The sequence below is a fragment of the Brevibacillus laterosporus genome, assembly GCF_030489605.1.
GTDB lineage: Bacteria > Bacillota > Bacilli > Brevibacillales > Brevibacillaceae > Brevibacillus_B > Brevibacillus_B laterosporus_E.
In genome coordinates, this window is sequence record NZ_JAUKFY010000001.1 from 1 (window position 1) to 26,292 (window position 26,292).

Below are 26,292 nucleotides of genomic sequence, written 5' to 3' on the forward strand. Positions count from 1 at the left end.
GATATAAGGAAACGATTTTTTCTTTTGTAAAAACGTTCGGGAAAGTACGCTTTTGACATATACCACGATAAAAAGTTTAAATGAGCTGGGGGTCAAAAAATATAGTACAAAAAAGGAACTTCAGTGGACTTGGTGATTTCAGTAGGTTTAGAGTTTAAAATGAAATAATATTCTGGTTTTAAAAAATCCCAAATCAAGAAAGTTTACCCCGAATTTAGAAAGCAATCTTTAAAAGTCCTGTGTGCATGCGGATTGGAAGGCTGAAAATGTTGCACCAAATAAGATGAAGCCAAAAATAAGCCTTGAACACGCCATACGCATAGGATTAGTGGATCTACTTTCGAAATTCGGGATTATTATTAAAAGACAAACCTCTAAAAAGCTATCCATTATTTTGACGGTTTTATAGAGTTGCAAAAAAATAAATATTCATAATTTTACTTCAAATAATAAAAATTATGTATTTTTAAGTGTCTAAAAAACGAAGATTTATGGAACACGCAAGGCAAAAAACACCCTGTTAAGAGTGTTTTTTAGAGAAGGAACCCTTTTACCTAATGTAAAGTGGCCATATGAATTCATCAGCAGTAGCTATAAAACTTTCCATCCCATGACGTTCCCCACCTGGTTCATCCCAGCACCGATCGAATGGGTGATAAGGGAGGTCGGTGTAGGTATTTCCTGACCATGTGTACTGAAAACCTCTGTCATTGGCGAAGAAGTAAAATCTTTTATTTTTAGTTGGCCCGTTATAAACCCTAATGCTCGATCTAGGTCCTAATTCCTTCCAGCCTTCTTTTCTCCATTTGCTGCCAGTGCATCTGTAATCCTCGTAGGCGATAGCTAACCACAAGGTTCTTCCAGTATCGTTCCTAAAGTAAAGTGCCATTGTGGTACTCACTCTCCTTTTTGTTTTGTGTCACAGAGTCAGGGGCAGAGAATATTACATTCTTTAAACCCGGGTCAGAACTAAGTACAGCTTGAACGTCTGATCCTGTAGGTACTCGGTTTATGTCATAAGTGGGTGCTATATACCAGGAGTTTGTTTGATACTGCCGATATAGCACCTCCTATCCATAAAGTAAATTTAGATTAGGTCCAGATGAAGGTACATAGTATGGACGATGTATAGACAATCACTCCTTGTTTCGATTGGGGTTTATTGGTAACTTCTCTCGGTATTATATTTAGCTGTCTATGTTTTTGATGATTGTCTATGCGCAATTGGGGAGATCGCCTAATACGAAGGGCTTAATCTACCCAATGAAGAGCACCTTTGCGAGAGTTACAGATTGAAGCTTGTAAATCTAATTTTACTGAGGCTCCCCAAAAAATATAAAAGCTGTGATCCAATTAACGGGGCCTCTTCTCGTCAAAACCTCCATTTCCTCGTCAAAGCATTCAACAAAACCGACACGTAATAACGTAATGAGGATTCTGGTGGATACCTGTTGAGGATGTAATGAGAGTAGACAATAAATAAACCCTACTCTAAATCAGTTTCATACATCCGGTAGTTAACTAAAAATTTCTACAGAATGAAGCTCCAATACGACTTAAACCTTAGCAAAATTTATGAGTTAGTGATTAACTCTAATCCATGCTATGCCTTTTTATTAGACGGAAATAGCTTGATCCAAAATAAATTAATTGTGGCACATGTACTGGCTCACTGCGATTTCTTCAAGAATAACGTACGCTTTAGCAATACGAATCGCAATATGGTAGAAAGCATGGCAGCTAGTGCAGATCGTATTCGGGAGTACGAGATTGCCTATGGGAAAGAGAAAGTGGAGGAATTATTGGACGCTTGCATTGGGATTCAAGAGCATATTGATCCAAGACTGATCCGGCCCAAAAAAGAAAGAACAAAAACTTATGCTGAAAAGACAGATATCCCTAAGACTTATAAGCCTAGCTCACCTTATGATGATTTATGGAAGCTTGATCAAGATGCCCCAATAACAGATGCTGCTTCTAATCAACCGCAACGATTTCCTGCGCAGCCGGAGAAAGATTTACTCTGGTTTATTCAGGAATATAGTCCGTATTTGGCACCATGGCAGCGTGATATCATGACCATTGTGCGTGATGAGATGTTATATTTTTGGCCACAAATGGAAACGAAGATTATGAATGAAGGCTGGGCTTCCTTTTGGCATTGCCGGATTCTTCGCGAAATGGACTTAACCGAGGCGGAAACAATTGAGTTTGCTAAGCTGCATTCCTCGGTTATCCAACCATCTACGACTAGTATTAATCCGTATCATTTAGGGTTGAAAATGTTTGAAGACATTGAAATGCGTTATAATAATCCTACGAAAGAAGAACAGGAGCGTTTCGGTCGCAAACCAAATCAGGGAATGGAAAAAATCTTTGAGGTGCGCGAATTAGAGGGAGATATTTCTTTTATCCGTAACTATCTTACAGAAGATCTTGTAAGGCAATTGGATATGTATACTTTCGGAAAGCAGGGGAGCGACTGGGTGATCACACAGAAGCAATGGGAGCTGGTGCGTGATCAATTGGTACTTTCCCGTGTAAATGGTGGATTCCCCTACTTGATCGTCCAAGATGGTGACTACCTGCGCAGCGGAGAATTGTATATCAAGCATCTATACGAGGGATTAGAGCTAGATGTGAAATACATTGAGAAAACCTTGCCGTATGTTTATACATTATGGGGCAAAAACGTACACATTGAGACTACATTGGATGACCGGGCTGTGGCTTTTAGCTATGATGGGAAAAAGGTACAACGGAAATTTTTATAGAACATAGCAAATCTGTTCAAATACAATCATGACTGGGTATATACATCTCGAATCATCTGCATGGATGATACGGGATGTTTTTTGTTTGCTTGGACTATTCACAAAATCCTCTCTATTACCGACAATTTGCTAATCTTTTTTGGATAACAATATTACATATCTGTGAAGTTTAGTATAATAGCTAAAATGGCGTAAAAAACTAAGGAGTAATCTGTTAGTTGCATAGAGAAGCATAGCGACTCAGGGGATACAGCACCTTAGCTTACTTAAAAGAAACTAGACATCTCGAGCAGAAGGAGCTTAGCCTGTTCATGAACAAACCTGGCAAAAGGAAGTTACAGCTTAGCTTACACACAAAAATTATCTTGCTTATTGGAATTGTCGTTATTAGTTCTCTATTGGTTACAAATATGCTGATTAGCAGGGATATTGCTAGCCAAACCAAGCATAGTTTGTCTGAGAAGGTGACCGATATTGGACGAATTGTAGCTAATTCGGTGATTGTTATAGAGGGGTTAAAAGGCAAGCGAGATCAAGCCGAAATTCAAACCTTCTCTAATCGGATTAAAGATTTGACGAATGTGAGCTTTGTGGTCGTGCTTGATATGAATTTAATTAGAAAATCCCACCCGATTCCTTCAAGAGTAGGACAATCCTTTTTGGATCGAGAAGATGCGAGCGCTTCATTGTCTGGTAAGGAATACATTTCTATCGCAGTAGGAGTGCTGGGAGAGGCTTTACGTGTATTTACACCTGTATATGATTACGATGGAAAACAGATTGGGGTTGTCACTGTCGGAATCGCATTGGATGATGTAGGAAAAGCAGTTAAGCAGAGCCGATCGGTGATTTATCTAAGCATGATACTCGGGATTGTGATTGGCATAATTGGAGCGTTGCTTTTAGCCAGACATATTAAAAAAATTCTGTTTGGACTAGAGCCCTTTGCTATTGCAAAAGTGCTAGAAGAACAAAACGCGATGCTTCAATCCGTGCGTGAAGGCGTTATAGCCGTGGATCGGGAAGGAATTATTACCTTGGTCAATTCGGAGGCCCGCCGATTATTACAGCTAGCGGACAGCTCTGAAGAAATCGTAGGAAAGTGCGCTAGTGACCACATGTGGATATTGGAGGAAACTCTGCGTACGGGTAAGGCACAGTTAGATGAGCATTACAGCATCAATGGAATCTCTCTCGTGATTAATTGTGTACCAGTAGTTGTTGATGATCACGTAGCAGGGGTTGTGGCTACGTTCCGAGATAAAACAGAAATACAACAACTGGTGGAACAAATCACAGGAATCCAGCTCTATGCTGATGCACTTCGGGCCAAATCGCACGAATTTAAAAATAAATTGCATGTCATTCAAGGCATGATACACATGGGCTATTATGACCAGCTCAATGAATATATTAAACAAATTTCCATTCAACACCAAAAAGAAATCGGGTTTATTGTGAGAAGGATTAAGAGCACAGTGTTCGCTGGATTTTTATTGGGGAAAATTAGCGATGCTAGAGAAGATGATGTAGAACTAATTTTAAATGAAGAAAGCTATTTAGCGGAGACGGAGGATTCGGAGCTGATCCATTCTCTCATTACCATAGTTGGAAATCTGATTAATAATGCTATGGAAGCCTCTATACATGCAGAGGTTAAAAAAGTAGAGCTGAAGATTGAACAAACCGAAGAACAGATTTTAATTGAACTAACCGATAGCGGACAGGGAATTCCACCAACATTTAGACGAGAAATCTTTGTGAAGGGTTTTTCGACTAAAGGAGAAAATAGAGGATTGGGGCTGTATTTTGTTACTCAGCATGTGGATAAGTGGAAAGGTGAGATTGCTATCCATTCTGTTGAGGGAAAAGGAACAAGCTTTGTAATAGCCCTGCCTTACAAAATGAAGGATGAGTATGATGATTAAGGTGCTAATCGTAGAGGATGACCCAATGGTTGCAGAATTTAATAAAAGATATCTAGAGATGGTGGAAGGCTTCACCGTTCAGGCAGTGGCCAATGATGTCAAGAAGGCTTTAGAGATTATTGATGAGATAGAGGTCGATCTCGTACTTCTTGATGTGTATTTGCCCGGAAAGAGTGGGTTTGACTTTCTCACACAAATACGTCAAAGAGAAAGAAGTATTGATGTCATTATGATTACGGCAGCATGCGATACGAAAAGCATTAATAAGGCGTTGCAATTCGGTGCTGTTGATTATTTGATTAAGCCCTTCGAATTTGAACGTTTTCAGGAGGCACTTCAAGATTACAAAGAGAAAGCTAGTGTGATGAAACGCCAAAAAAAATTAAGTCAAACCGATTTGGATAAGTTTTTGTTAGCAAAGGATAAAGACCATACCCAAATGTTATTGGATCTTCCCAAAGGATTAACGCGCACGACATTGCAATTGATTTGGGATCATATTACCGAGAGAAGGGGACAAGCATTCTCCACGGAAGAAATGGCGCATGAGGTAGGTATTTCACGTGTATCTATGCGGAAATACTTAAATTTTTTAAGTGAAATTGGGGTATTGAAGGCTGAAATTATGTACGGTACCGTAGGACGGCCTGTGTGTAAACATCGTACAGTTGAGGATAGCAGCGAGCGCATTAAACAATATATGTAAAAAAAAGGCGACTAGCATTTGACTGGTCGCTTTTTTTATTTACGAAAGCAGACATTCTATTTATACGGTTACATTAGTTTCATAATTGATTTAATAAGTTATATAAGGTAGGCAGAATAGAAAAGTAGGATTATGATAGAACCATAAACAATGTGAATTGATTCACAAGGGTAAAACAAATAACGCACTTATTTTTTTGAGCCACAATGTGAAAGTATTCACATTTTCGATACAAGGGGGAGTGCTCGATGAATATCGGGGAAATTTTTATTAGCACATTAACAGATAGCAAAATTGTTAGTGCCATTAGTTCTTCTGTCTTTATTATTTTCTTAGGATTCTTTTTACGTAAAAAAGAAGTTTTATCAAAGCAAACAGCTAAGATTCTAAGTAACGTTATCTTGTCTGTAGCTCTTCCAACACTAGCGTTTACGGCCTTTATGACTGACATCGATACAGAATCCTTGAAACAAGGGATTAACCTTCTGATTTGGGGAATCTTGGTCTACGTCGTACTCATTATTGTTTCTAAACCACTGTTTGCTAAATATGCAGGTGATAAACAAGATGTATTACGTGTTCTAACGATCTTTGGTTCTACGACTTTCTTCGGAATTCCAATCGTACAAGTTATGTATGGCGCAGTCGGAGTTATGTACGCTTCTATCTTTAACATTGGATATCGAATTTTTCTTTACTCTTACGGCTATATCAAGATGTCTGGTTTAAAAATGGAAGCGAAAAACATCAAGACAATGTTCTTAAATCCAATCGTATTAGCCACCTTTGCAGGATTGTTTATCTGGATGTTCCAAAATTACATTCCACAGGTTCACATGATGGCAGATGGAAAAGAAGTAAGTTACGCATTCCTGCGCATAGATAAAACAGCTTTGTGGCTATTCAAACCAATGGATTATCTGGCTAAATTAGCTTCTCCACTTGCTTGGTTGTCCATCGGTGCTACACTAGCTGAGATTTCTTTAAAAGATGCTGTACGAGTTAAAGATGCTTGGTACTACAGCTTAAACAAAGTTGTTATCGTTCCAATTATTAATATCGTGATCTTGACTGTGCTAACAGTGATTGGTCTATTGCCAGTTTCTCACGTAGCTCTAGCAACAGTAGTAATCATGATGGCTACACCAACAGCAACAGTGGCAGCAGCTTATGCCATCAGTTTTGATAAAGAGGCAGTCTTAACATCTAACTGCTCCTTGCTATCCACAATACTTGGTGTACTAGCAATGCCTTTATGGATTGTGGTCCTAGAAATGATTAAATCTATGGGACTGTTTGTATAAAAAGAAATAACGACATGCAGAGAAGCTTGTAGGTAGGCTCACAACAGAGAGGGAGGATTTCAAATGAAAACAGTTAATCTAGTTTGCTATGGTGTACGAGATGTAGAGGTTGAATTCTTTCAAAAACTAAACAAATTTAATTACAATTTAACTCTGGTAACAGATTTAATGAACGATACGAATGTTGAAATGGCTAAAGGTGCAGATGCGGTTATGGTTCGCGGTAATTGTAAGGCGACTCGCACGAATATCGAAAAATTAGCTAGCTACGGAGTAAAATATTTACTGACTAGAACAGTAGGATTTAACCATATTGACCTGCAAGCGGTGAAGGATTGCGGTATGAAAGCTGCTCGCGTACCAGCTTATTCTCCAAATGCGATTTCTGAATTAGCACTTACACTTGGCATGATGCTGATGCGCAATGCTTCTTATACAGCCAATAAAACAAAAGACAAAGACTTCACAGTTGATGCTTCTATGTTTAGCAAGGAGATTCGCAATTGCACAGTCGGTATCCTGGGTACCGGTAAAATCGGGTTAACAACTGCTAAATTATTCAAAGGCTTGGGAGCTCATGTAGTAGCATACGATGTGTTTGAAAATGAAGCGGCTAAAATCATTGTAGATTACCTGCCTTTAGATGAAGTATTAGCAAAATCTGACTTGGTATCTGTACATGTTCCATTCTTCAAGGATCAGAACTACAAAATGATCAACGACGAGTTCCTTGCGAAAATGAAAGATCAAGCTGTGCTAATCAACACTTCTCGCGGTGAGTTGCAAGACAATGAAGCAATTCTACGAGCTTTAGAAACAAATAAACTAGCTGGGTTTGGTACAGACGTATTCGAAAATGAATCTGCTTTCTTCTTTAAAAACTTGAAGGATCAGGCTTTGCCTAATGAAACAATTGAAAAGCTAATCAACATGTTCCCTCGTGTACTGGTAACACCGCATATCGGTTCTTACACAGACGAAGCGCTTACCAACATGGTAGAAATCTCTTATGAAAACCTATATAGCTTCCTTACTCAGGGAAGATGTGATAACGAAGTAGCATAACAAATTTGGCAAAGGAATAGTTCCTTTGATAAACAGCCACCTTTCATCTGGTTAGAGAAAGGTGGCTGTTTTGATTTGACTGATTTGTTCTATTGAATATGCAGTTGTTTCTGAGCCGGTTCTGGAATGTCCTTAATAGCTACGTTATCAAGTGTTATCACTTCACCTTGCTGATTGATTGTGAATTTAACTAAAGAGCCCTCAGATATTTTAGAATCTGCGATGTAAGTAAGAATTTTCTTATTGCCATCTTTATCATAGGTAGGGAGAGTATATTCCTTGCCTTTGTCAGTTAAGTCTTTACCTTCACTTAACATGGCAGCGTAAAACTCTGTTTCATGACCTAACACATTGTATTGATCCCGCTCACAGCCCGCCAAAGCCATGCTTCCTAGTAACAGAATGATAAGGCCTAGATTCTTTTTCAATACAAACGCACCCTTTCTATCGTTATCGTTATGATGGATTCCTTTTATAGGCGGCAATATTTCTGCAAAAAAATCTTCTGCTTCAAGCGCTAGCTAGGTGGTGACTAGCTTACCAAATCAATAGGTTATTTAGCTTACAATCGCGAAAGTTATACAAAACATACGAAATATTCATTTAATTGTCAACTTTTTTGACAGCTTAAAATGGAACAGCCAGCCTCAGCTTTCCCACAACTTTTCCTTAAGGTGGACATTCACCTGACATACTCCATTAGTAAATTGATACTTGTAAGAAGTACTTCTTGCAAATCAACTATGAAGGAGTTGGATTCGAATGAATAAAAAGGCATCGAAATGGATGATCGGAGCATTAGCTCTTGCAGTGTTTGCACCAACTGCTGCTTTTGCGGCAACTACTACAGATGTAGAGACAACAAAAATAGAACAAACCTTTCAAAAACGTGGGCATTTTTCCCTAGAGGATAAACAAGCCAATCAGCAGGAATTAATGAAGATCATTAATAAATACAATCCTGATCTAGCTGACGATTTCCAAAAGTTGTTTGATCAACAGGAAAAAATGAAAGACAAACTTCCTCAAATGGATGAAGAAACAAAGAAAAAGCTAGATGAAATTCGTGAGCAGGTAAAGGATGGCTCATTAACGAAAGAACAAGCCAAAGAAGAGATGGAAAAACTTGGACTGAAAGGCTTTGATAAGGTTAAGATCAAAATTAAGAACATAGATGAGGAAACCAAAAAGAAGCTGGATGAAATTCAAGAGCAAGTAAAAGCTGGAACATTAACGGAAGAACAAGCAAAAGAGAAAATGGAAGAGCTGGGCATCAAGCAGCCTGTTCGTAAAATCATCAAGCTTGACGAAGAAACCAAAAAGAAACTGGATGAAATCCGTGAGCAGGTGAAGGCTGGAACATTAACGGAAGAACAAGCAAAAGAAGAGATGGAAAAACTGGGCATCGAGCAGCCTGTTCGTAAAATCATCAAGCTTGACGAAGAAACGAAAAAGAAACTGGATGAAATCCGTGAGCAGGTGAAGGCTGGAACATTAACGGAAGAGCAAGCAAAAGAAGAGATGGAAAAACTGGGTGTCAAGAATGTGATCCATAAAGGCATCCAACTTGACGATGAAACCAAGCAAAAACTAGATGCAATCCAAGAGCAAGTGAAAGCTGGAACATTAACGAAAGAACAAGCAAAAGAAGAGATGGAAAAACTAGGTATCAAGCGTTTGGGTCATGAAGGAAAAGAAAATATCATGGAACAGATCAAAGCAGCCGCCGATGCGGATGATGCTGATACCGTAAACAAACTGCTGCAAAAGTGGTTAGAAAAAATGCAAAACAAGAAAAATCCAAAAGCAGAGGCTACGTCCGAAGCAAAGGATGAGTAATTGAAATAGATAAGCAGGAAAAAACGAAGCTAGTGGCTACTATTACGGCAATTAGTAAGCTGCTAGTGGGTGTAAAGGCAAGGTTAAAAAACGGCAGTAGTATCCGGCAAAGAAGCAGTAAGAATGCGGCAAAAAGTAGTATCCTCATGTTTATAAGTACCCTCCCACTTTCGATATAATGCGTGATGATTGGCATGGTTTTCCTGAATATGCAGGAAGGCCATGCCTGTGTGTAGTTTTTTATGTATGAACTGCCAAAACATACCCTCTTTTCCTTTCGGGATGTTTTTCGTATTCTTTTGATAAAGCCCTAGCCTCATATACTGGAAGGGAGCAAATTATATGCAAACAATTGTAATCGTAGAAGATGAAGTACCGATCTCTCGTGTTCTACAGGTATATTTAGAAAAAGCGGGTTATCAGGTAGAGCTTGCCTTTGATGGTGAAGAAGCTATACATACATTTGATCGTGTGGCACCTTCTCTGGTTTTATTGGACGTCATGCTGCCAGGGCAGAGTGGATGGAAGATATTAGAGTATATTCGTACCAAAAGTAGCTGTCCTGTAATTATGCTGACAGCATTAGGTCAACTGGATCAGAAGATAAATGGGCTAAATCAGGGGGCAGACGATTATATTACCAAGCCTTTTATTGGCGAGGAGGTCGTAGCACGTGTCAATGCCGTTTTACGCCGTTCCTTACTGGTCATGGGTGACTATAAAGCTCGAATTTTTGGAAGTTTAAAAGTAGATTATCGAGCCCACTCTGTCACCTTGCACGGCATTGAGCTTACTTTTACGCCACGTGATCTTTCTCTGTTTTTATTTTTAGCTCAGCATCCCAATCAGACCTTTACTAGAGAGCAATTGATCGAGCAGGTTTGGGGGATGGATTATGAGGGAAGTGATCGTGCTGTCGATCTTGCAGTGAAGCGTATCCGGAGAACCCTGCAAAATTGGCCAACCGATGAAGGAGAAATTCGTACACTACGAGGATTGGGGTATCAGTTCTGTGTCAATGAAAAATAAAGAGCGGAAAACGCTATTAACCTATTGGACGACTCGTTATGTATTAACCTTATGCGTTGGTCTTGTTGTCATTGGACTTTTCTCTAGCATGTGGATAAGCTACAATGAAACGCAAAAAAGGCTGGATGTCATGAGATATATGGCTGTGGAAATTTCGGAACAAATTGTATCAGCAGACGGGGCGACGATTGTGATACCTGCCTTCCTGTCACGATTAGTAGAGAATCGTCAGCGCTTCATGGGGGGATTTAAGCCCATGGTTATGATATTAGATGAACACAAGCAGGTTGTCTTTGGAAAATCCAATCGATTTGTTGACGATATCCTCCGCCGAATCTCTCCAGATTGGGAAGAAGATCAGGACGTGCAGGAAATACAGACGCGCTCAGGAGATACTGCTATTTTTCTTACCCAGAAGATAGAGGAGAACGGTCAAACACTGGGGTGGGTGTTTCTCTTCTCTCCGAAAAAAGAGATGGATCGCAGCATAGAGACATTGCAACAATTATGCATCATGCTAACAAGTCTTGGACTATTAGGCTGGATCGTTATTTATTATCTAACAAAAAAATTATCGGAACCCGTGAAGGAAGTTGCGGATGCTGCTAAACAAATTGTGACGGGACGCTATGATATTGAACTGAAGAAGGATATCAAAGAAAAGGAAATCTATGAACTAATACATTCGTTTAAAGATATGGCTGATCGACTTCGACAGTTAGAATTGATGAGAACGGAGCTATTGGCTGGAGTTACCCATGAGCTGAAAACACCCGTTACCTCTATCAGCGGGCTGTTACAAGCGGTTAAGGATGATGTGGTGACCGGTGAGGTAGCCAAAGAGTTCCTGGAGATTTGCTCTAAAGAGATTTTACGCTTACAAAAAATGGTGGAAGATTTATTAGATTTTAACTCATTTGCAGTAGGAGATATTAAAGTTAACAAACAACCACAAAACATGAATCATCTGGTGCAGGAAATTACTCATCAATGGTTGATTGGACAAGACGAGAATACGCTTGTTCTTCAGACGAATATTCCTGAACAAGAAGTATGGATTGACACCGACCCACTACGCATACAGCAAATTTTATATAACCTATTAAATAACGCAAAACAAGCAACAGGATTAAACGGAATTATACAGGTAACTCTATTACAGCAAGATGACGTTCTTCAAATTTGTGTTCAAGATAATGGTGACGGCATTCCAGAAACAGAAAAGGAATTTATTTTTGAGCGATTTTATCGCGGAGAAGAGAAGAAGCACAAGGTAAGAGGGCTTGGATTAGGATTACCCTTTAGCAAAATGATGGCAAAGGCGCTTGGGGGCGATCTTGAATTGACGGAGAGTATTCAGGAGAAGACCGTTTTTACCTTGTCATTAACCAAATGAGGAATATCAAAAAGCTTATCCACAGATAAACAATATTTATAAAAGTTGTCCACAATTACTGATGTCAAAGGTAACTGCGGACAATTTTTTTATAGTCCCTTTTTCTATCTTTATAAAGGGTTTCTTTCTTTTGCTCCCATTTTTCACCAAGTTTCCCACAAGACAGACATCTAGCTGACATACAGCGAACTTATAGTCAGTTCATCACGAAGGCGGTTTACAAATAAACGATTTTTTTGGGGAAATCTCAATGCTTGGAAGTACAACGATACATCATTTTTTAGTGGAATGGGAAAAAGGAAAAGAAGGATTATCACGGGAGCAGTAGCTGTAGCCCTACTGTGTGGAACGGGTGTTTTTACCTATAGTAAGCTGTTATCTCCTTCACGTGCAGCTTCGATTATGCAGACAACTCAAGTCCAGCGAGGGGATGTGTCGGAGGTAGTTACTGCTTCAGGGACCGTACAAGCTGCAAAGCAAGTGACCGTAAACTTTCCGAGTGGCGATCAGTCCGTAACAGCAGTCAACGTTAAAATAGGTGATACTGTTAAAGCAGGGCAAATACTGGCTACAATGGATCAATCCGCTGCCTTGATGCAAATAAAAATTGCAGAAGCTAACCTTTTATCAGCAAAGGCTGGCTTAGCGGAAAAAATGCAGGCAAAGGATGAAAATGAAATTGTGGTATTACAGTCAAATGTAACAAAAGCAAAAGCAGCACTAGAATCTGCCAAGAAAAATTATGACAATCAAAAGGCACTAATCCAACAGGAGAAAGCAAGCGCTAACTTACAAGAGGCTCAAAAAAATATGGAGACGCAAAAAAAATTATACGAGGCTGGCGCTATTTCCAAAAGTGAATTGGATCAGGCGCAAAATAGTTTGAATCAGGCAGTGGCTGAATACAAAACAGCCAGCATGCAGTACAGTCAGACAGTAGACCAGAGTAATAATAATGTTGCCCAAGCACAGGCTGCCTACGATTCTGCGCTAGCCCAATTTAATCAAGCTAAGGCTCCGGTCCAAGAGTCTTCTTTACAGGCCGCAAAAGCATCAGTTGCTCAAGCTGAGGTACAACTGCAACAACAACAGCAGAATTTAGAAAAGCTAACCTTAAAGGCACCAATGGATGGTGTTATTTTACAGGTGAATGGGCAGGTAGGAGAAGCGGCAAGCTCTCCTTTTTTGATTATGGACAACTCGAATTCTGAACAATTGGGGGTGATGGCCCAGATCAGTCAGAATGATATCGGTAAAATCAAACAGGGGATGGAAGCTACTTTTACAATTGGAACCTACAGTAAAAAAAATTTCAAGGAAAAGTAGAAACGGTGTACCCAGAAGGGAGTACAGAATCAGGTGTGACAACCTATAAAGTACTTCTTACTGTTGGAAATAAAGAAGGATTGTTAAAGCCAGGCATGACGCTCCAGACAACAATTCATGTAGGGGAACAAAAGAATGTGCTCTATGTTCCAATTACTGCTTTGCGCGAACAAGGTGGGAAAACTGGAGTTTTGGTAAAAGGAAAAGATGGTGCTGGTACAGATAAGGAAATGAAGTCAACAGCCGATTCAAAAGGCAAATCGCGTGACAAAGGGCAAAATGTATCAGGTTTTCAATTTAAAGAAGTAACGACTGGACTAATAGGCTCAGATCGCGTTGAAATTACGTCTGGACTCGAGGAAGGAGATCAAATCCTTTTAACTATGCAGGTATCTAACAGCTCCTCGAATATACGTCAAATGGGTCAGGGGCCGATGTCGTCAGGTATGGGCGGTATGCCTGTAATGGGAGGAGGTATGCCGAGTGGCGGAGCAGGTTTCCAAGGCGGGGCAAGAGCAAGATAATACTAGAGCTGTAATTCGGATTGCAGATGTGAAAAAGAAGTATGTGATTGGAGATCAAGAAATACATGCCCTGCGAGGAGTAAATCTTAGCATTGCAGAAGGGGATTTTGTAGCTATTATGGGGCCTTCAGGCTCAGGTAAATCTACGATGATGAACATGATTGGTTGCTTGGATCTGCCCTCAAGTGGAACCTTTTATCTGGATGGCTATCCTGTTTCGGAGGCAGAGGATGAGGAGCTGGCTAAAATTCGGAACCAAAAAATAGGCTTTGTTTTTCAAAATTTTAATCTGATTCCGCGTACACCCGCAGTAGAAAATGTAGAGCTTCCACTTTTATATGCAGGTGTAGATGCCAAACAAAGACGACAGCGTGCTATTGATTCCCTACATAGAGTTGGACTTGGCAATCGGTTATATAACAAACCGAATGAGCTATCAGGTGGGCAGCAGCAACGTGTTTCCATTGCCCGCGCCTTGGTTAATGAACCTGTGATTATTTTGGCGGATGAGCCTACCGGTGCTCTTGATACGAAAACAAGTCAAGAGATCATGGGAATATTTCAACGATTAAATAATGAAGGGAAAACGGTTATTTTAGTCACTCACGAACCAGATATTGCAGAATATGCTAAGCGAGTCATCCATTTCCGTGACGGACAGATTGTAGCTAATGAGGTAATTCAAGATCGAAGAATAGCGAATTCCGAGGAAATGGTAGTATGAGTTATTGGGAAGCTATGCGTGTTTCACTGCGGAATGTCACAGCTAACAAGCTTAGATCTTTTCTAACCATGCTAGGTATTATGAACATCATGCTGGTCTCCGTCACAGAGCGTACTCGTGAGATTGGGATTCGCAAGGCCATTGGAGCAACTAAAAAAGCGATTATGCAACAATTCTTGATTGAATCAATTACGCTGAGTATCCTGGGGGGATCATTGGAATTGTGCCGGGAGTTGGAGCGGCTTGGATCGTGAACAAGCTGGGAGGAGTGGAGATTGCCATTACAATAACTCCCATGCTGTATGCCTTTTTATCATCCTTATTGGTAGGTGTGGTATTTGGCGTGTATCCTGCAAAAAAGGCCGCAGAGATGAAGCCAATTGATGCACTGCGATATGAATAAAAATGCATGTGTATCTACTATAATTGAAGCGTAAAGAAGAATATTTGGCACTTATGTCAATATGAAAGTTGGGTAAAGCCCTTTATTCCTTGTTTTGTCAGCAGGAAAAAGGGCTTTTTCCTATATAATGATGTAGTTAAATAAAAATGAAACCTTTTCTCATTTATTCTGTATTAGATTAGTAAGAAGTCATTATGTACGGCCAAAGATGACAGATTATATTTGCATGATTTGGTAGAAGCTATTTTTACCATAAGAAAGGAGTTCCTATAGGGATAGATTTGACATGAGAAAAGAAAAACATCGCCAAATTCAAATTATGAAACTCCTAGGTGGAGAAAATAGATGGTTTACAGTTCAGGAGTTATCGGAGAAAATAGGATGCTCATATAAGACTGTTGCCAAGGAAATTTCCATATTGAGGGATTTCTTGCCGCCTGGCTGGGAGATTAGTTCTGTAAAAGGGAAAGGCATTCAATTATTTTTACCGGAAAGCTCCTCTATAAATGAAGTGATATCTTTATTTGTAAGAGATTCATTTACTTTTCAAGTATTTCAGCAGTTGCTTGAAGGAAATTGTAAAACTGTTTCCCAATTAGCCGAACATTTATTTATCCAAGGACCCTCTCTTCAAAACGTTCTAAGAAGAGTGGGGAAACATTTAAAGACCTATAAATTACAGCTTCAAAGAAATCCCCTTCAAATTGTGGGGAGTGAACTTCAAATCATCATGATGTTTTTTGAGCTATATACTAGCTCTTATACCAATAAAGAATGGCCGTTTACGGAATATGAGGATGTATGCCTGCGCTATTTAGATGAGATTGAAGAGGGATTAGGCATCACTTTTGATGTATGCGATAGGCATAAGCTCTCCTATTTTTTAGCTATTGTATTAAAGAGAAAAAAACAAGGCTACCAAATCAATTTAGGCAATCCCATTTCACACTATAATATTGAGACCCCTTATTACCATACGATATCCACGATACTCGATCAGTTAACATCGAAATATAATATCTCTTTAACAACAGAGGACAAAGTAATAATGACGATTGTGATTAAGGCTTCTAAGCATGTGTACAAGGATGTCGATAAAGTAAAAAAAGAAGCACTTCAATATTTTCATGAAGGAAAAATGCAAGTATTCATATATATGAAGGATTTCATTCGTATGCTTGAAAATAGAATCAACAAGCCATTAATTCATGACGAGGAATTTGTTTTTACCTTAATCGATTACTTTAAGCGAACCATGTATACCCTAAAGTATTTCTCTACTATCAAAGTTAAGGAAAAATCCATTACAAAATATATTAGAGAAAAGCACCGAAAAACGTTTCTACAGGTGAAAGAAGTATATAATGAATGGGCAAAAAAATACGGGATAGCGGATTATATCATTGATGATGAAATTGCTAATGTCACCATGCAAATAGAAGCTACGATTTCATTTAAGCCTGCATCTAAAAAGGCTCTTATTATATCTGGTGACGGGACAAGCTGGAAACGATATATGGAGGCTATTTTAAGAGAAAGATTCGGTGAGAAATTACAAATATTAGATCAATATTTGTATGATATAACAGAGGAACAAATCAAAGCGCTAGGTATAGATATAATCATTACTACTATTCCTATTGATATACAATCCATTCCGGTTATTCGTGTTCAATCTATTTTATCCCAACGTAACCTTCATACCCTTCAGCAATTTATTAACGACGGTAAATAATATGCCTGTCAATGTGGAAAAGACGTTTTCTCTTTCAATCATCATGAGAGAAAACGTCTTTTTTTCTGTTAAAGCTGATGAGTAGAATATTAAAACGCATAAAAATGGATGGCCTTACATAAAGGAAAGGCATCATCAAAATGAAGAGTTAGAGATTATTTTATCAAGGAAGTAAAAAAATTACCTTTAGTAACGGTAATTAATACACTTGATAGGAAAATCAGTTCATATGTAATATATGTATTACGACTTAGGTATAAAGTCTTATGCAATGTCAGCTTTTAGGGAGGATTTATAAATATACATGCAGTTACTTTCTCAAAATCACTGTAGTTCTGGTATGAAGCTTTCAAGCGATATTTATAGTAGCAATCGCTCGATTTCGGCGGGCAATGGAGGAAATTTTACTCAAAGTTTGTTTGGACACAATTCCATCCATGTTCAACATAAAAATATAGCGGATACTCCTGCTAAGGATGTTATATCTGGACAAGCAAGGAAGGAAGCCATAGATTTTGTGCATACCACATTGGATAATTCCTACTCTAAAGCTATCGCAGGAGAACAAATAGGCTCCAGCGCTCAGGATATGCTGGCAAATTTAATTTATAAATGCAAGAATAACTCAATGATCATGGATTTACTGGGAAGGATTTGCGTTTTTGATAAAAGCATATTTGTCCATTCTTTTCATGTGATGATTTATAGTGTATTAGTTGGATTGAAAATGGGCTTGAATAAGCAGCAAATCACAGATTTAGGCTTAGGTGCGCTTTTACATGATGTAGGGAAATTGATGATTCCAACTCAGATCATTCAGAAGCAGGATTCACTAACGAATGAAGAATATGACATGATGAAGACGCATGCCAGCAAAGGATTTGCTCTGTTGAGACGACTGCCAGCAATTCCAGAGATCGTTGCGCAATGCGCTTATCAGCATCACGAACGCATGGATGGAAATGGGTATCCACGTAACTTGCAGGAAAAGGATATTCATTTATTTACGAAAATCATTGGAGTGTGTGACGTATTCGAAGCTTTAACGAGCCAGCGTGTATATCGAAAGCCGATGCTGCCTCACGATGCCATGGAATTTTTATTTGCAGGTTCAGGCACCCAGTTTTGTCAGAAGGTATTGCAAGCGTTCCGTAATTCCATCTATTTATATCCTGTGGGCATGTTTGTAACGTTAAGCTCAGGCTATTCAGGTGTCGTTGTCAAAAATAATCCGGGCATGCCTTCACGGCCTATTGTTCGTCTTTTAGAAAATGAAGCCCGTGTTACATTACCTCCATTTGAAATAGATTTGTCGAGCGAATTGAATTTGGTGATTTCCGATTGCAAAGCGATCGGATCAGAATGGAACAAGAAAACGAAATAAGTCCATGCAATGAACTGTCTATCGGAAGGAATGTTTCGAAATTTATATCTGAAACATTCCTTCCTCTCTTATAATAGAACTAACATCTGGTGCTACTTGTCAAAAGCAATTTAGGAGGAATTCAAATGAATGACCTAAATGATTTACGGCAATTATTTCGAGATGACCAGGTTTCTGTAAATGAGAGTGTTTTAGAGCTGCATAGCAAAGATGAATCTTATCACACCCCTGTCTTACCCGATGTAGTGGTGTTTCCTGAATCCAGGGAGGATGTATCACGTCTGCTTGCTTTTGCTAACGACAGTGAGATACCTGTGGTTCCATTTGGGATCGGAAGCAGTTTAGAGGGACACGTGATTCCTGTGAATAAAGGAATATCCTTAGATTTTCAACGAATGAATCAGATTCTGGAGATCCGGCCAGACGATTTATTGATACGTGTTCAGCCAGGAATAACCAGGACACAAGTAAACAAAGAACTGAAAAAATACGGCTTGTTTTTTTCTGTTGATCCAGGGGCAGATGCTACGCTTGGCGGAATGGCCGCGACAAATGCTAGTGGTACTACTGCTGTCCGATATGGTGTTATGCGTGACCAAGTGCGTGACCTAGAAGTCGCATTAGCTGATGGAAGCATTATTCATACCGGTGGTTTAGCAGCCAAATCATCATCTGGATACCATCTAAATGGTCTGTTTGTTGGTTCGGAAGGGACATTGGGTGTATTTACTGAGCTGACCTTACGCGTGTACGGTATTCCTGAGGAAGTGATGGCCGTTCGAGCTGCATTTCCTGATGTGGAAAGTGCTGTTCAGACAGCAGTGACTATTCTTTCTGTAGGAATTCCTGTTGCTAAAATTGAGCTGGTAGACGAATTATCCATTCAAAAAATTAATCGCCATAAAAATACATCATACGAAGCGACACCTACCTTATTCCTTGAATTCCATGGAAATAGAGCAGGATTGATGCAGGATGCACAATTTGCTAGAGAATTAGCGTTAGAGAAAGGCTGTCTACATTTTCAGCAGGAGATAGATTCAAAGGCCCGGGCGCAATTATGGGAAGCTAGGCATCATTTGTACTATGCTTTTGCACATTCCGCACCGGGAAAGCGTGTAATGACGACGGATGTATGTGTGCCGCTGTCCGAACTGGCTGGTGCAGTACGCAATGCCCAACAAGTTGTCCAAGAATTGAGCTTGGAGGGCGGAGTGGTTGGACATATCGGTGATGGTAATTACCATACGCTACTCTTACTAAATCCACTTGATTCCCAAGAGCTTGCCCGTGCAGAAGCGGCGAATACCCGTATAGTTGAATATGCCTTAGCACGCGGTGGTACATGCACGGGAGAGCACGGTGTGGGGCTGGGGAAACGAAAATACCAGCAAACAGAGCATGGCGTAGCATTTCAAGCCATGATTGCAGTAAAAAAAGCCTTTGATCCTAAAGGAATTTTAAATCCAGGAAAAATTTTCAGCTAGCAACTAATTACGGGGGTACTGGTAGGAACCTCTGGCGGCATGCGCTGTTTATAGGTCGAATGCATGAGGGACTCTTCTCGATTTTTTGAGAAGAGTCTTTTTTTGCCTGTGAATTGCTGATTATTCGCAAGTATTGTGACATATGATAGACTAAGCTTATAAATATTTACCATATCGAATATGAATGGAGTATATCATGGTCATTAACAAACGAGAATTTGATGTAAAAGGACTAAGCTATACGATTCGTTCTGCAACCGAAAAAGATGCAAATGCTTTGTCTGAGCTTAGATTACAGATTGATGGGGAGACTGAAAATTTAGACAGGGAAAAAGGGGAGGCGTTCATAGATCCTTTCGGTTTTGAACAATTAATTAAAGCAGATACTGAAAAGGAAAGAAACTTATTTTTAGTGGCAATCGTTCATGATCAGATAGTCGGGTTTTCCAGATGCGAAGGAAATCAGTTGAAAAGATTCTTGCATAAAATAGAATTTGGAGTGTGCGTTTTAAAGGAGTTTTGGGGATTTGGCATAGGAAAAAATCTGATAAAAGAATCTATTGCTTGGGCTGACTCAAATGATATTAAAAAAATTACTTTGAATGTTTTAGAAACGAATGATAAAGCCATTACCCTTTATAGAAAGCTTGGCTTTGAAATAGAAGGCGTACTAAAAAAAGACAAAATCCTGTCCGACGGTAAATATTATAACACCATTATCATGGGAAGATGCCATGAATAAGAACACGCTAATATTACTGGGTATATCTAATTCACTCTCAGTTGTAATAGAGTGCAAAACCAGTGGAAGCTACTGGAGGCACTCTATTTTTTATCCCCTCATTTTATATTTTTGTATCAACGTAAGTTAGACAGCCTACCTTTCCATAGAAAAATGTTCAACGATTTGGGACTTAAATAATTTTGCAGGAAAATGCAGCTCTCTATCTTTATGGACAATAAGCCCGTGTGTCGAGTAAATTGGAGGGCATAGTGGCAGCGTTTGAAATACTTTTTCTTCCAGTTCTTTTTTTACGCATATTTCTGGAAGTAAAGCAAAACCAATGCCGCATTTCACAGCTTGCTTGATCATTTCAATGCTTGGAAACTCTAATGCACTATTACCTTCAATTCCGGCCTCCTGCAAAATCCTAGTGGCTTGAGTGTGGTATAAGCAACTGGTTCCAAAACTTATTACGTTTTCATCGTGTAACATATCTAATCCACTAGATTCAACTCTTTGTACCAAGGCATCTGAGGCAATAAAAACAAGTTTTTCCTCTAAGAGCGGGTGGAAAATAAGGTCATTGCGATGGGGATTTTGCGGAACAATGCCAAAATCTACAGCGTGATCTAAAACTCTCTTTAGAATATCCGGCTGAAATCCCGCCTCTAGTCTTATTTTGATCCGTGGATATTGATTCATAAATTGTTGGATAAAGGTGGACATACGTGTTAAGAAAAAGGATTCCTGCATGCGAATATGTATCGTTCCCTGTGGCTGATCCAATTCGTTCATTGCATGCTCTAAGGACATGCCTAAATGTATAAATTGATACGCAAATGTAGCAAGTCTAACACCCGCTTCTGTAGGTTTTACACCTCTGGATAATCGATGAAATAATTTTTGGTTGCAGACTTGCTCCAATAACTGAATATGAGTCGTTACAGTAGATTGAACATAGCCTAATTTCTCCGCGGCTCGGCTAAAGCTTTTTTCTTCCATTACTACAATAAATGTCTTAAAAAACTTTCCTTCCAGTAACTCAATCATTGTATATCTGCCTCCGTGATATCGGGATTCAGAATGGGTCGTATCGTAAACATTCATAAGTAAAATCGGTAATTCAATGATATAGTAACTCTCGTACAGAAGAAAGTACTATTTCAAAAGCAGAACGATCCAAAAGGAGAACAAAACATGGACAAAAAACAAGGATTTAGATTAGGCGTATATATTTTTAAAGATGCAGAGGTTATCGATTACGCAGCTCCCTACGGCGTATTTTCGGTAGCACGAAGATTTGACCCTGAATTGGATGTGTTTCTTGTAGCAGACGCGATGAAACCGATTCAAACTCAAGCAGGATTAACTGTACACCCCAACTACAGCTTCAATGACATGCCCGATGTGGATGCCTTTTTAATTCCTGGTGGCTTTGGTACAAGGCAGGAAACGAATAATAAGCGACTACACCAATATATTCGGTCTCTTCCTGAAACAACTTTGCTTACAAGTGTATGTACAGGTTCATGGATTTACGGCAGAATGGGGCTTTTGGATGGCATCCCTGCAACAAATCGTAAAGAGCCAGATCATTTGGAGGCTACGGACATGGGCAAGGTGCCAATCGATCGATTAGCAGAAATCGCACCAGCTTGCAAAATCAGTCGTGCTCGTATAGTTGATACTGGCAGAATTGTAACCGCAGGCGGGATTGCTTCTGGTATGGAAATGGGCTTTCATTTGTTAAGAAGAGCAGGCTATGATGAAAACTTTATTTATGAAGTGGCTCGCGTTATGGAGTATAAAGCAGCATATGACAACTACAAGGATGATATTGAATATTTTGATTATTAGGATAATTAAGTTGGAGCAGAGAGGTAAAATTTATTGCCAAATCCTATTCGAATCGTCTATAAGTAATGATGCTTCAAATGTTTGTAGCTGAGTACAATTATAATAACCAAAAAAAATATCCCAACAATGCGATAAGGCTATGCTGGGACATGCTTGCAGCTCGATTTTCTCTACCTTTCATCAGGTAAGATTTTACGGCTTGTTAAGAAAAATTTGAGTTAGGAATAAAAAATGCCGGTAATCCATTCAAGGATACCGGCTGGCTGGTTTTATGGACGCCAATTCAGACTAAGCTCAAATCACCTCATTCATTTCCAAACTCGGTCATATCACCAAAAACACTCATGTTCTTACTTATCAGTAACCGCATATTTTTTGCCGTCAATTGTAATGGTATAGTTTGTAGGACCGCTGATTGGCACGTAATAGACGATGCTTACATCTATGCTTTGTCCAGGCGCTACTGATTTCCAAGTAGGAATGGTGACTGCCACACGGTGAAAATCACCCTTTAATCCACCGATGTTTGGCCCCGTATGACCAGCAGAGATTAGTTTTACACTATCCCCGCTATAGCTACTAAATTGGGCTGAGGTAGAAGTAGGAACATCAAACTCAATGACGGAGCCGCCTGTGATAGTTAGATTACTGTTATTGGTTATTTTTAGCGTAGGATTGATTGGATAATTTTGATCTCCTAGTTGAAATCCAGTGACCTCTATATTTAGGGCTAGTTTATCGGCTGGGAGTGGGGTTTTACTATTTGAAGCATCATATGGGGTTGCTGTTACAAATTTATTATGCATCAATTTGGTTAAAGTAGAACCCATGTAGTATTCTCCTTTACCGTCATTGCGATCCTTGTACCAGTCGTAGTCACCTGCCAGTTCCCAGATCATAATGCCGCCAATTCCATTTTTTATAACATAATCTGCTTTGACACCGATAGATTGTTCATCCTCAGTGGATAGAAAAACCCTCTTCTCAGCATTCCATAGCCATGGGGCAACAAGAGTAGAATCATAGTTACGCTTATAGGTGCCAGTCAACACTGGATTTACAATCCCATGATCCTTCAAATAGGAGCCAGCAATACCTTTCTCGAGATTCTTGGCATGCCACATAGGATTTGAGCCTGCCCCTTCCTCTTTGCCATTCTCATCTTTATCATGCCAGATGTTATCAATGCCTGTGGCGCCATCCCCGCAAGCGGTTAGTCCAGTTGGGCAATTTTTACCCACAGCTTTTCCCCATAGCCCATCTGTTCCTCCCACAACATTTTGAAAGCCACGAGTATAATAGGGCACACCGATATTGATCCGTCCTGCCTGCATCATCCCGCGCATGTAATGGTAAGCCCAATCTGTATTGAGATAGCCAATGCCGCCGTATTGAGGTGTGTTATAAATGTTATACTTAATTAACTCTCCATCCTTGCCATCATCAAATAATGCAGCATTAGGACCAACGAATTCATTCCAAGCCCCGTGAAGATCATAGGACATTACATTCACATAGTCGAGATACTTCAAAGCTTGGAAAGACTCCATTCCACGCAACAAATAAGCAGAGGAAGGCGAGGCTACGGTCAGCATGTAATATTTACCGTCCTCAGCAGATGCCTGATCCAGTTTGACTCGCAAGGTTTTTAATAAGGTGTTATAGCCTGCCATTAGTCCTTTTAAGCGAGGTGTGGAAAATTGCCAATCTAATGGATTACCGGCTTGGTTCATTGTAGTTGGGTATTCGTAGTCGATGTCTATTCCTTCAAAATTATATTTGCGTAAAAAGTCAACAGCAGAGGTGGCGAATGTGTCAATTGCCGCTTGATTGACGGAGCCATCTTCATTAGTCGTCATCGTGTAAAAGCCTCCAGAAGCAATTCGCTTTCCATTCTCATCAATATATCCTCCTGATTCAGCCCATCCGCCAACGGAAATAAGGGTTTTTACACCAGGATGTCTTTTCTTCCATTGTGTTAGCAAATTGAAGTGTCCTTTATATGGTAGGGATGGGTCCATAGCGGCATCGGGATACTCCGGCCAAGTCAAGCCTAGCGCTGGATTGGCTGGATCAGTGGGAGAACCAACAGATACGCGGTTATTACTGTCAACATGTGCGAAGGCGTAGTTGATATGTGTTAGGTTTTTCCACGGAATATCAGTGACTAAATATTTGGATTGTCCATTTTTCCCTGTTCTCCAGCTCGTAAAGTAGCCAATTATTCGTCGTTTAGAATCATTGGCTAGCTTTTCACGTCCATCCTGGTCATATGCTTGGCAATAAGGTATGTTTTTTACGCCAGAATCATATAGAACTGCTGGACGGCAAGGGGTGGCTTGCTCAGGTGGTAAAGTGTCTTTATCTGTAGTGACTTTTAACGGCTGACTAGCCTCAGACTCCAAGCCTTGATTATCTTTTGCTTTTACTGTAAACGTGTAAGTGGTATTGGGAGTCAGATTGGTGATCGTAGCACTGGTTTTTGTAATCGCTTCCAACTTACCGTTATAATAAACCGTATAGCCTGTCACTTGCTTGTCATCGGTAGAAGCATCCCATGTGAGAGAGACACTTGTGGAGGTTTTTGCTGTTACGGCTAGATTGGTAGGTACGGTAGGAGGAGTATTAGAAGGATCAGGCGGATTAGTGGGAGTAGCAGAACAGACGCCAAGGTCCTGCCACACATCATTGGCACCTGGCTCTTCACCTTGTGTCCACCATTTTGCTTTGTATTCATGACCCTTGTAGGAAGCTTGTTGTCCACTAGTGTAAATTGTTTTACTATCCCACACAGCAGAGCAGATCGGCGAAGCAGAGACGCTAGCTGGTAGAATAGCCGGGAAAATACTTGCAAAAAGAACGAAGGCTAACAACAAGAAACTGAATTTTCTGACTGAATGAGCGGTAGGAATGCGTTGATACATCTTTCTCATCTCCTAACTTTCATTTTTTACTTAGGTCAGTTCATATCATTGTTGTTATATTAGATTGGTTCGTTTAAATATACAATAGTCTGAAATAAATGAAAAGTGGATTTTTGTGAAATAAAACAGTTTGCAAAAAGAAGGGAAGAAAGACCTGGGTATAGTTTCGTGCAATGATTCGTAAACTTTCAGTCTAATTCTTGCACAAATGTATAACGAACATTTGGACTAAAACTTTCAACAGCTAGGCGATATAATAAAGCCATAAAGCGATTGATATAATTATAAAATATATTTAGAAAGCGCTAACATTAATTTTGTTAATTAGGTGAAAAAATAGTTCCAATTAAGGATGAAGCACTAAAAAACACTGGAACACGGGGAAGGAGATTAAAGGATCACCATGCTGCGTGAACTGTTAACCAGAGACCACATTCAGGTTATTGAGGAGGTTCCTACTTGGGAGGAAGCGATACGCCTAGCTGCTCAGCCGTTACTGGATGATGAGATCATTCAAGACTCCTATATTCAGGCCATGATCCATAATGTGAAGGAGCTGGGGCCATATATAGTGATTGCGCCAGACATTGCTATTCCTCATTCACGTCCTGAGAATGGCGTCAACAGAGTAGGCATGAGCTTTCTGAAATGTCATAATCCAGTCTCCTTTTCAGAAAAAGCAGAGCATCAGGTAAGATTGCTCTTTGTGCTAGCGGCTACGGATAATGACTCCCATTTAGGTGCATTATCTCAATTGACAGAAGTATTATCTGATCCAAATTCTTTACAAACCCTGCTAACAACAGATTCTATTGACGAGGTCCTTCAGCTTATTCAGATTAAAAACAATCAGTAAATATAACAAGGAAATTTGAGGAGGAATTAAATATGAAAAAGATTTTAGTTGTATGTGGAAACGGTCTAGGAAGTAGCTTCATTGTGGAAATGAACGTGAAAAAAATGTTAGGAGAGCTAGGCGTTGAAGCGGAGGTCTCCCATACCGACTTGGCTTCTAGTAAAACAGAGAGAGCTGATCTATATCTAGGCTCTAAAGATATCGTGGGGAATCTTGAAGATGGTTCACGTGTTGTGGAAGGCCTAACAAACATTTTGGATCAGAACGAAATTCGTGAAGTCCTGAAAAAACACTTCTAAAGCTAGAA

Annotated in this window: 22 protein-coding genes and 2 pseudogenes; 19 read left to right on the forward strand and 5 right to left on the reverse strand. The window is 39.7% G+C overall.

What is annotated here, in order from left to right:
* Positions 1-550: 550 nt before the first annotated feature.
* Positions 551-889 carry a DUF1036 domain-containing protein gene (locus QZ995_RS23770; RefSeq protein ID WP_366919670.1) on the reverse strand — a complete coding sequence of 113 codons (339 nt, stop codon included), beginning with the start codon at positions 887-889 and terminating at the stop codon, positions 551-553.
* A 634-nt stretch (positions 890-1,523) separates the two neighbouring features.
* Between QZ995_RS23770 and QZ995_RS00005 the strand changes: the two are divergent.
* From QZ995_RS00005 to QZ995_RS00025, 5 genes and pseudogenes are all read left to right on the forward strand, one after another.
* A pseudogene (locus QZ995_RS00005) lies at positions 1,524-2,774 on the forward strand (SpoVR family protein); the annotation flags it as partial.
* A 311-nt stretch (positions 2,775-3,085) separates the two neighbouring features.
* On the forward strand, positions 3,086-4,702 hold the full coding sequence (gene dcuS / locus QZ995_RS00010; protein ID WP_301801557.1) for a DcuS/MalK family sensor histidine kinase: 1,617 nt from the start codon (positions 3,086-3,088) through the stop codon (positions 4,700-4,702).
* Positions 4,695-5,408: a response regulator gene (locus QZ995_RS00015; protein WP_031411206.1), complete on the forward strand. Its 714-nt coding sequence runs from the start codon at positions 4,695-4,697 to the stop codon at positions 5,406-5,408. Before dcuS ends, QZ995_RS00015 begins: the two co-directional genes overlap by 8 nt.
* A 248-nt stretch (positions 5,409-5,656) precedes the next feature.
* On the forward strand, positions 5,657-6,712 hold the full coding sequence (locus QZ995_RS00020; RefSeq protein WP_301801561.1) for an AEC family transporter: 1,056 nt from the start codon (positions 5,657-5,659) through the stop codon (positions 6,710-6,712).
* Between the two features lie 63 nt (positions 6,713-6,775).
* Positions 6,776-7,777: a 2-hydroxyacid dehydrogenase gene (locus QZ995_RS00025; RefSeq protein WP_301801563.1), complete on the forward strand. Its 1,002-nt coding sequence runs from the start codon at positions 6,776-6,778 to the stop codon at positions 7,775-7,777.
* Positions 7,778-7,866: 89 nt separating this feature from the next.
* Here QZ995_RS00025 and QZ995_RS00030 read toward each other — a convergent pair whose 3' ends face one another.
* Entirely contained in the window at positions 7,867-8,205 is a 339-nt protein-coding gene (locus QZ995_RS00030; RefSeq protein ID WP_301801565.1) for a YxeA family protein, read from the reverse strand.
* Between the two features lie 334 nt (positions 8,206-8,539).
* Here QZ995_RS00030 and QZ995_RS00035 point away from each other — a divergent pair, with 334 nt between their 5' ends.
* Positions 8,540-9,616, forward strand: a complete 1,077-nt coding sequence (locus QZ995_RS00035) for a hypothetical protein (RefSeq protein ID WP_301801567.1) — start codon at positions 8,540-8,542, stop codon at positions 9,614-9,616.
* 83 nt (positions 9,617-9,699) lie between these two features.
* On the opposite strand, the gene QZ995_RS00040 is transcribed toward QZ995_RS00035, so the two are convergent.
* The gene (locus QZ995_RS00040; protein WP_301801569.1) at positions 9,700-9,879 is read right to left on the reverse strand and encodes a hypothetical protein; all 180 of its coding nucleotides are present in this window, start codon (positions 9,877-9,879) and stop codon (positions 9,700-9,702) included.
* Positions 9,880-9,958: 79 nt separating this feature from the next.
* Between QZ995_RS00040 and QZ995_RS00045 the strand changes: the two genes are divergently transcribed.
* The 10 genes and pseudogenes from QZ995_RS00045 (at position 9,959) to QZ995_RS00090 (ending at position 20,366) form a co-directional block, all read left to right on the forward strand.
* Positions 9,959-10,645, forward strand: a complete 687-nt coding sequence (locus QZ995_RS00045; protein ID WP_301801572.1) for a response regulator transcription factor — start codon at positions 9,959-9,961, stop codon at positions 10,643-10,645.
* The gene (locus QZ995_RS00050; protein ID WP_301802242.1) at positions 10,635-12,041 is read left to right on the forward strand and encodes a HAMP domain-containing sensor histidine kinase; all 1,407 of its coding nucleotides are present in this window, start codon (positions 10,635-10,637) and stop codon (positions 12,039-12,041) included. Before QZ995_RS00045 ends, QZ995_RS00050 begins: the two co-directional genes overlap by 11 nt.
* Positions 12,042-12,329: 288 nt before the next feature.
* Entirely contained in the window at positions 12,330-13,367 is a 1,038-nt protein-coding gene (locus tag QZ995_RS00055) for an HlyD family secretion protein (protein ID WP_301801574.1), read from the forward strand.
* Positions 13,368-13,402: 35 nt separating this feature from the next.
* Positions 13,403-13,891 carry an efflux RND transporter periplasmic adaptor subunit gene (locus QZ995_RS00060; protein ID WP_301801576.1) on the forward strand — a complete coding sequence of 163 codons (489 nt, stop codon included), beginning with the start codon at positions 13,403-13,405 and terminating at the stop codon, positions 13,889-13,891.
* The gene (locus QZ995_RS00065) at positions 13,851-14,615 is read left to right on the forward strand and encodes an ABC transporter ATP-binding protein (RefSeq protein ID WP_301801578.1); all 765 of its coding nucleotides are present in this window, start codon (positions 13,851-13,853) and stop codon (positions 14,613-14,615) included. Before QZ995_RS00060 ends, QZ995_RS00065 begins: the two co-directional genes overlap by 41 nt.
* A gap of 71 nt (positions 14,616-14,686) precedes the next feature.
* Positions 14,687-15,018: pseudogene (locus QZ995_RS00070) on the forward strand (ABC transporter permease); the annotation flags it as partial.
* 286 nt (positions 15,019-15,304) lie between these two features.
* Positions 15,305-16,753, forward strand: coding sequence for a BglG family transcription antiterminator (locus tag QZ995_RS00075; RefSeq protein ID WP_301801580.1), 1,449 nt, complete (start codon positions 15,305-15,307; stop codon positions 16,751-16,753).
* Between the two features lie 304 nt (positions 16,754-17,057).
* Positions 17,058-18,137 carry an HD-GYP domain-containing protein gene (locus tag QZ995_RS00080; protein WP_301801587.1) on the forward strand — a complete coding sequence of 360 codons (1,080 nt, stop codon included), beginning with the start codon at positions 17,058-17,060 and terminating at the stop codon, positions 18,135-18,137.
* Between the two features lie 125 nt (positions 18,138-18,262).
* Positions 18,263-19,624: an FAD-binding oxidoreductase gene (locus tag QZ995_RS00085; RefSeq protein WP_301801593.1), complete on the forward strand. Its 1,362-nt coding sequence runs from the start codon at positions 18,263-18,265 to the stop codon at positions 19,622-19,624.
* A gap of 196 nt (positions 19,625-19,820) precedes the next feature.
* On the forward strand, positions 19,821-20,366 hold the full coding sequence (locus tag QZ995_RS00090) for a GNAT family N-acetyltransferase (RefSeq protein ID WP_301801595.1): 546 nt from the start codon (positions 19,821-19,823) through the stop codon (positions 20,364-20,366).
* A gap of 135 nt (positions 20,367-20,501) precedes the next feature.
* On the opposite strand, the gene QZ995_RS00095 is transcribed toward QZ995_RS00090, so the two are convergent.
* The gene (locus QZ995_RS00095; protein ID WP_301801596.1) at positions 20,502-21,398 is read right to left on the reverse strand and encodes a LysR family transcriptional regulator; all 897 of its coding nucleotides are present in this window, start codon (positions 21,396-21,398) and stop codon (positions 20,502-20,504) included.
* 147 nt (positions 21,399-21,545) lie between these two features.
* Here QZ995_RS00095 and QZ995_RS00100 point away from each other — a divergent pair, with 147 nt between their 5' ends.
* On the forward strand, positions 21,546-22,205 hold the full coding sequence (locus QZ995_RS00100) for a DJ-1/PfpI family protein (RefSeq protein ID WP_301801597.1): 660 nt from the start codon (positions 21,546-21,548) through the stop codon (positions 22,203-22,205).
* 350 nt (positions 22,206-22,555) lie between these two features.
* Here the strand turns inward: QZ995_RS00100 and QZ995_RS00105 are convergent, their stop codons facing one another.
* Entirely contained in the window at positions 22,556-25,129 is a 2,574-nt protein-coding gene (locus tag QZ995_RS00105) for a glycosyl hydrolase family 18 protein (protein ID WP_301801598.1), read from the reverse strand.
* Between the two features lie 403 nt (positions 25,130-25,532).
* Here QZ995_RS00105 and QZ995_RS00110 point away from each other — a divergent pair, with 403 nt between their 5' ends.
* The gene (locus tag QZ995_RS00110; RefSeq protein WP_301801600.1) at positions 25,533-25,985 is read left to right on the forward strand and encodes a PTS sugar transporter subunit IIA; all 453 of its coding nucleotides are present in this window, start codon (positions 25,533-25,535) and stop codon (positions 25,983-25,985) included.
* A 32-nt stretch (positions 25,986-26,017) separates the two neighbouring features.
* Positions 26,018-26,284 carry a PTS sugar transporter subunit IIB gene (locus tag QZ995_RS00115; protein ID WP_301801601.1) on the forward strand — a complete coding sequence of 89 codons (267 nt, stop codon included), beginning with the start codon at positions 26,018-26,020 and terminating at the stop codon, positions 26,282-26,284.
* Positions 26,285-26,292 lie beyond the last annotated feature (8 nt).